Source organism: Pseudomonadota bacterium (assembly GCA_038533575.1).
GTDB lineage: Bacteria > Pseudomonadota > Alphaproteobacteria > Rhodobacterales > Rhodobacteraceae > Shimia_B.
Genome location: JBCAYL010000021.1, coordinates 1 through 1,545, shown reverse-complemented (window position 1 = coordinate 1,545; position 1,545 = coordinate 1). Strand labels below are relative to the sequence as shown.

Annotated in this window: 1 rRNA gene; it reads left to right on the top strand. The window is 60.1% G+C overall.

Annotated features, from left to right (window positions below):
• Window positions 1-1,545 (top strand): 23S ribosomal RNA (locus AAFM92_16830); the annotation flags it as partial.

Genomic DNA, 1,545 nt, shown 5'->3' with positions numbered 1-1,545 from the left:
CCAGCTACTAGATGGTTCGATTAGTCTTTCGCCCCTATACCCAGGTCGGACGACCGATTTGCACGTTAGGACCCGAAAGATGGTGAACTATGCCCGGGCAGGTCGAAGCCAGAGGAAACTCTGGTGGAGGACCGCCGCGGTTCTGACGTGCAAATCGATCGTCCGACCCGGGTATAGGGGCGAAAGACTAATCGAACCATCTAGTAGCTGGTTCCCTCCGAAGTTTCCCTCAGGATAGCTGGCGCTCGGGACACGCTGTTCCATCCGGTAGAGCGAATGATTAGAGGCCTTGGGGACGAAACGACCTCAACCTATTCTCAAACTTCGAACGGGTGGGAAGCCCGTGGCTTCTCGATTGAGCCCGTGGCCTTCAAAGCACGAGTGCCAAGTGGGCCACTCTTGGTAAGCAGGACTGGCGCTGTGGGATGAACCAAACGCCGGGCTAAGGCGCCCGATACACTTTTTCGGAGTCGCTCATCGGAGACCACGAAAGGCGTTGGTCGATCCAGACAGCAGGGCGGTGGCCATGGAAGTCGGAACCCGCTAAGGAGTGTGTAACAACTCACCTGCCGAATCGACTAGCCCTGAAAATGGATGGCGCTGGAGCGACGAGCCTATGCCCGGCCGTCGGGGCAGGGAGTTCTTTCTCTCATCTACGCTCCGACGAGTAGGAGGGTCGCCGCGGTGAGCGTCGAAGGTGCGGGCGCGAGCCCGACTGGAGCCGCCGCGGGTGCAGATCTCGGTGGTAGTAGCGAATATTCCGACGAGACCTCGGAAGACCGAAGTGGAGAAGGGTTCCATGTGAACAGCAGTTGAACATGGGTCAGCCGATCCTAAGTCATAGGCGAACGCCATTCTGAAGGCGCGGGACTTTTTTTCTCTCCTTGAATTACATGTCCCCGGAATGAGCGAAAGGGAATCCGGTCAATATTCCGGAGCGTAGACGCCGAGACCGTGGTCGGGGTTTCCTCGTCCAAGCGCGGTAACGCGAGCGATCTGGGGGACGTCGTCGTCAGGCCGGGGAAGAGTTCTCTTTTCTTTGTAAGGTCGCAGGCAGCCTGGAAGGGGTTCGCCCCGAGAGAGGGTGCAACAGCGATATTTCCGCAAAGCTCTGCGGCTCTCGCAGAGTCCCGAGTCCTGTCGCCGGCCCTTGAAAACCCCAGGGAGGCACTTCGGTGGAATCTGGCGCTACGTCGTACCCATATCCGCAGCAGGTCTCCGAGGTGAACAGCCTCTGGTCGATAGAACAATGTAGGTAAGGGAAGTCGGCAAAATGGATCCGTAACTTCGGGACAAGGATTGGCTCTAAGGGCCGGGGCGGACGGGCTGCGAAACGAGATGGCGGGACGGGTCGCCGAGGCGGGACCGGGCGACGTTGGCGGGACTCTCGGGTTCCGCTGACCGAGCCTGGATCTGCCGAGGGGCCTTCCGTCGGACCGCTCCAGCTGCGAGGCGGCGTCGGGCACCGGGAAAAGAGGACTGCACCCCCGGGGATCTTCCTCGGGGTGACCTTTGCCCATCGATTTTCGGGGCCCCTTTGAGAGG